The 4,608-nt window shown below is 68.7% G+C and carries 5 protein-coding genes; 4 read left to right on the top strand and 1 reads right to left on the bottom strand.

Annotated elements, in window-relative coordinates:
• Positions 1 to 300: 300 nt before the first annotated feature.
• The 4 genes from KD1_RS15295 to KD1_RS15280 are packed head-to-tail and all read left to right on the top strand — an operon-like array spanning position 301 to position 4,112.
• Positions 301 to 879, top strand: coding sequence for a carboxymuconolactone decarboxylase family protein (locus tag KD1_RS15295; protein WP_068403350.1), 579 nt, complete (start codon positions 301 to 303; stop codon positions 877 to 879).
• A 50-nt stretch (positions 880 to 929) separates the two neighbouring features.
• On the top strand, positions 930 to 2,297 hold the full coding sequence (locus tag KD1_RS15290; RefSeq protein WP_245627438.1) for a TrkH family potassium uptake protein: 1,368 nt from the start codon (positions 930 to 932) through the stop codon (positions 2,295 to 2,297).
• A gap of 41 nt (positions 2,298 to 2,338) precedes the next feature.
• A complete protein-coding gene (locus KD1_RS15285; RefSeq protein WP_245627437.1) occupies positions 2,339 to 3,706 on the top strand; it encodes a TrkH family potassium uptake protein in 1,368 nt (455 codons plus the stop codon).
• Entirely contained in the window at positions 3,699 to 4,112 is a 414-nt protein-coding gene (locus tag KD1_RS15280) for a potassium channel family protein (RefSeq protein WP_068403348.1), read from the top strand. The genes KD1_RS15285 and KD1_RS15280 overlap by 8 nt, the downstream gene beginning before the upstream one ends.
• A gap of 75 nt (positions 4,113 to 4,187) precedes the next feature.
• On the opposite strand, the gene KD1_RS15275 is transcribed toward KD1_RS15280, so the two are convergent.
• Positions 4,188 to 4,608: C40 family peptidase (locus tag KD1_RS15275; RefSeq protein ID WP_169795418.1), on the bottom strand; the 421-nt coding region annotated here is incomplete at its 5' end.

Genomic DNA, 4,608 nt, shown 5'->3' with positions numbered 1-4,608 from the left:
AGCACGAAGACCAACCAGACCTTCAAGCACCCACGAGGTTCCAGCCCACCCCAAACGAGGAGTCAGCCGGCCGCAAACGGCGGAGATACTGCCCCGGGGACCAGCCGCAGAATCACTCCCGCGTCCGTTCCTCCACCAAGGCAACGAGGGAAGACACTAGCCCACGCGGACCGATGCACCAAATCGTGGGCCGATCGCCCCAACGTGCGCACGAGCCGTGTGCCGTTCACCAGCCACGGGGGTCACGCCCGCTGCCCAGCGCACCTTCCATCCCGGCTCCCACCGGAGCACACTCGACAGATGTTCATCGCGCGTGCGCCCGGCTCCCCCGACGTCGACACCTACCTCGCGGAGGAGGCGAAGACCCGGGGCTTCACACCCGACTACGCGCACCGTTTCACATCGCGTCCGGACGTGGCGCGTGCCTGGCGCCAGCTCGTGATGACCGTCCGCACGGGGATGGAACGTCGCGTCTTCGAACTCGCCACCATCGCCGCAGCACGCGCCCGCCATTCGACGTACTGCACGGTGGCCCATTCCATGTTCCTGCGGGACGTCTGCTCCGATGACGCCACGGTCCGCGCGCTGGACGCCGACCCGACCGGTGCCTCACTCGGCGCACGCGACGCCGCCATCTATCGATACGCCACGAACGTCGCCACCGATGCTGCCTCGATCCGTCAGTCGGACATCGATGAACTGCGTTCCCTCGGGCTCAGTGACCCGGACATCGCCGACATCGCCTACGCCGTCGGCGCTCGGCTCTTCTTCACATCGGTCCTCGACGGGCTCGGCTCGCGTCTCGACCGCGCCACGGCGGAGGCGTTCGAGCCCGGCCTGCTCGCTGGGATGATCGTCGGCCGACCGGTCGGAGCCTGATCCCGCCGGCAGCCGCGTCCCACCTCCGACAACGCCTACGCTTGGGCCCCGTGACCCCCAGTAGCACGCGGCTGGGCAGCCGTTTCCTTGCACTGTTCGCGGCCAACCCGGCCCGCACGGTGATGACGGCGTTTGCCGGGGTCATCCTCGTCGGCACGGTGCTTCTCATGACCCCGTGGGCGAATCAGCCCGGGCAGCACACGAGTTGGGTCGTCGCCCTCTTCACCGCCACCTCGTCGACGTGCGTGACCGGCCTGGTCGTCGTCGACACCGGCACGCACTGGACCGTGTTCGGCCACGCGGTCATCCTCGGGCTCATCCAGGCCGGCGGGTTCGGGGTCATGTCCCTGGCGACCATGCTCGTCCTCCTCATCGGCCGCAAGGCGGGCGTACGCGCCTCCGATCTGGCCGACATGGAACGGCGGCACATCGACGGCTTCCGACTCGGCAGCGTCCTGTGGGCGATCTTTCGACTGTCTCTGACCTTCGAGGTCATCGTCGCCGCGCTCCTGGCCGCGCGCTTCTGGTTGGCCTACGACATGTCCTGGCGCAGCGCCCTGTACTGGGGCGTCTTCCACGGCGTCGCCTCGTTCAACCACGCCGGCATCTCGCTGCACGCCGAGAACCTTGTCACCTTCCAGAACGACCCCTTCATCACCGGGCCGCTCATGGTGGCGGTGATGATCTCCAGCCTCGGCTTCCCCGTGCTGTGGGAGCTGCGACGTCACCTCTGGCACATCGGCAAGTGGTCCATCCACGCCCTCGTGACCGTCTGGATGTCGGTCATCCTGTGGATCGCCGGCTTCGTCACCTTCGTCGCCTTCGAGTGGCGCAACCTCGCCACCCTCGGCGACCTCCCGGTCTGGAGCCGTCTGTTCAACGGCCTGTTCATGTCGGTCTCCACCCGCAGCTCCGGATTCAACACCATCGACATGGGCTCGCTGCACCCCGAGACGCTGCTCAGTTTCAGCGTTCTCCAGTTCATCGGCGGCGGCAGCGCCGGCACAGCCGGGGGCATCAAGGTCGGCACCTTCGCGCTGCTCGCGTTCGTCATCTGGGCGGAGCTTCGCGGCGAGCCGACCGTGCACGTCTTCCACCGCCGCCTCGTGCCCCAGGTGCAACGTCAGGCGCTCAGTGTCGCGCTCCTCGCCGTCGCCGCGGTCTTCATCGGCACGGCCGCGCTGACGATGCTCGCGCATCGCCCCCTGGAGGTCCTCCTCTTCGAGGTCACCTCGGCGTTCGGCACCGTGGGTCTGTCGGCCAACCTCACGCCGACCCTGCCGCCCGGGGCCCAGCTCGTCCTCACCGGACTGATGTTCTTCGGCCGACTCGGCCCGCTCGTGCTCGGCGCAGCTCTGGCCCTGCGCGCCCGCCCGCGACGCTACGAATTGCCCGAGGAACGAGTCCTCATCGGGTGAGCCTCCCCCAATCCGCCGTCGTGGTCGTACGCTGAACCCTCGTGACCACCGGACAACCCACACGGTTGAGCCCCCTGTTCGGCTACTTCGCCGACAATCCCGCGCGCAGCGTCATGGCTGCCTTCGCCGGCGTGATCCTCCTGGGTACCGCGCTCCTCATGCTGCCCATCGCGACGGAGGCGGGCTCGAGCGGGCATTTCGTCACCGCCCTGTTCACCGCCACGTCGGCCACGTGCGTCACCGGGCTCGTCGTCGTCGACACCCCGACGCACTGGTCACTCTTCGGCGAGCTCGTCATCCTGGGCCTGATCCAGGTCGGCGGCTTCGGCGTCATGACCCTGACGACCATGCTCGTCCTCCTCATCGGCCGCAAGATCGGCGTTCAGGCCTCGATGTTGGCCGCGGCGGAGTCTCGCACGGTCGGCAACGAGAACCTCCGTCGCGTTCTCCTGGGGATCCTGCGCATCACCCTCGTCGTCGAGTTGGGCACGGCCGCGATTCTGGCGCTGCGGTTCTGGTGGGGCTACCACATGTCCGTGCCGCAGGCCCTGTACTGGGGCATCTTCCACGGCGTCTCGGCGTTCAACAACGCCGGGTTCGGGTTGGCCTCGACGAACATGATGCCGTTCAACACCGATCCGATCATCTGCCTGCCGATCATGCTGGCCGTGATGACCGGTGGCATCGGTTTCCCCGTGCTCTGGGAGCTGCGCGCGCACTTCTTCGCCATCGGCAAGTGGTCGGTGCACATGCTCATCACCGTCGGCATGTCCATCGTGTTGTGGATCGCCGGCACCGTCACCTTCGGTGTTTTCGAGTGGCGCAACCCCGATTCGATGGGCGCGCTGCCCGCCTGGGCGAAGGTCATGAACGCCGCCTTCATGTCCGTCTCGGCGCGCACCGCCGGCTTCAACTCGGTCGATCTGGGCAACCTGCACCCGGAGACCCTGCTCAGCTACGACGTCCTCCAGTTCATCGGCGCCGGCAGTGCCGGCACGGCCGGCGGCATCAAGGTCGGCACGTTCGCGTTGCTCGCGTTCGTCATCTGGGCGGAGGTGCGCGGTGAGCCCACGGTGCACGTCTTCCACCGCCGTCTGGTGCCGGCGGTGCAGCGACAGGCCCTCACGGTCGCGCTGCTGGCCGTGGGCGCCGTCGGCATCGCCACCGCGCTCCTGATGGTGCTCACACCCCACGGGCTCGACCGCATCCTCTTCGAGGTCACCTCGGCGTTCGGCACGGTCGGGCTTTCGACCAACCTGACGCCCACGCTGCCGGCCTCGGCGCAGCTCGTGCTGGTGGCCCTGATGTACTTCGGTCGGGTCGGGCCCCAGGTGCTCGGCGCGGCTCTGGCCCTGCGCAACCGTCCCCGTCAATACGAACTCCCCGAGGAGCGTGTCCTCATTGGCTGACCACAACCGCATCATCATCATCGGCCTGGGCCGCATGGGGTCGGCCCTGGCCGTCGATCTCGAGAACGCCGGCGTGCCGGTGCTCGGCATCGACAAGGACCCCCAGATCGTGCAGGACCTCGCCGAATCGGTGCGCCACCTGGCCATCGCCGACGCCACCGACATCGAGGCCCTGACCCAGCTCGGTCTGGGCCCCCACAGCCGCGTGATCGTCACGACGACGAAGCTCCAGCAGTCGCTGCTGACGATGACCGCGTTGACCGACCTGGGGGTCGAACACATCTGGGCGAAGGCCGGCTCGCGGCAGCACGCGGAGATCCTCAAGCGGCTGGGGGCCGAACGCACCATTCAGCCCGAGGCCGATGCCGGAGACGCGTTGGCCGAGGAGCTCATCGCCCGCGCCTGAGCTCCCGGCCGGGCAGCAACGCCGAGGCCCCTCGTCCGAATGGGACGGGGGGCCTCGGCGTCGGTGCGGGCGGGCTCAGACGCGGCCGTAGGAGACGCCGGTCCGGGTCCACATGGCGCGCTTGCCCGAGCTGAGACCGGTGCGCGGCGAGTCGTACATCATGCCGTTGCCGGCGTAGATGCCCATGTGGTAGGCCGGAACGCCGAAGAAGACGAGGTCGCCGGGCTGCGGGTCGGAGACCGGGGTGGCGAACTGACGCTGCTGCTCAGCCGTGCGCGGCAGCGACTTGCCCACCTGCGCGAAGACGTACTGGGTGAACCCGGAGCAGTCGAAGCCGGTGGACGGCGAGGTGCCGCCGTACAGATACGGAATGCCGGAGAGGCTGGCGGCGATCCCCAGCACGCCACCGGTCGGGGCCGGAGCGGCGGTCTGCGTCGGCTTCGGGGCCGGCGTGGCGGACTGGGTCGGCGCCGGGGTGGTCGGCGCCGGGGCCGGA

This window comes from Kribbia dieselivorans NBRC 106261, from assembly GCF_001552435.1.
Classification (GTDB): domain Bacteria; phylum Actinomycetota; class Actinomycetes; order Actinomycetales; family Dermatophilaceae; genus Kribbia; species Kribbia dieselivorans.
The sequence above is the reverse complement of the archived record's forward strand: the minus strand, read 5'-3'. Positions and strand labels throughout refer to the sequence as shown.

Coding starts and splice junctions, on each gene's coding strand:
- KD1_RS15295 (WP_068403350.1), top strand. CDS start 301: ATGTTCATCGCGCGTGCGCCCGGCTCCCCCGACGTCGACACCTACCTC.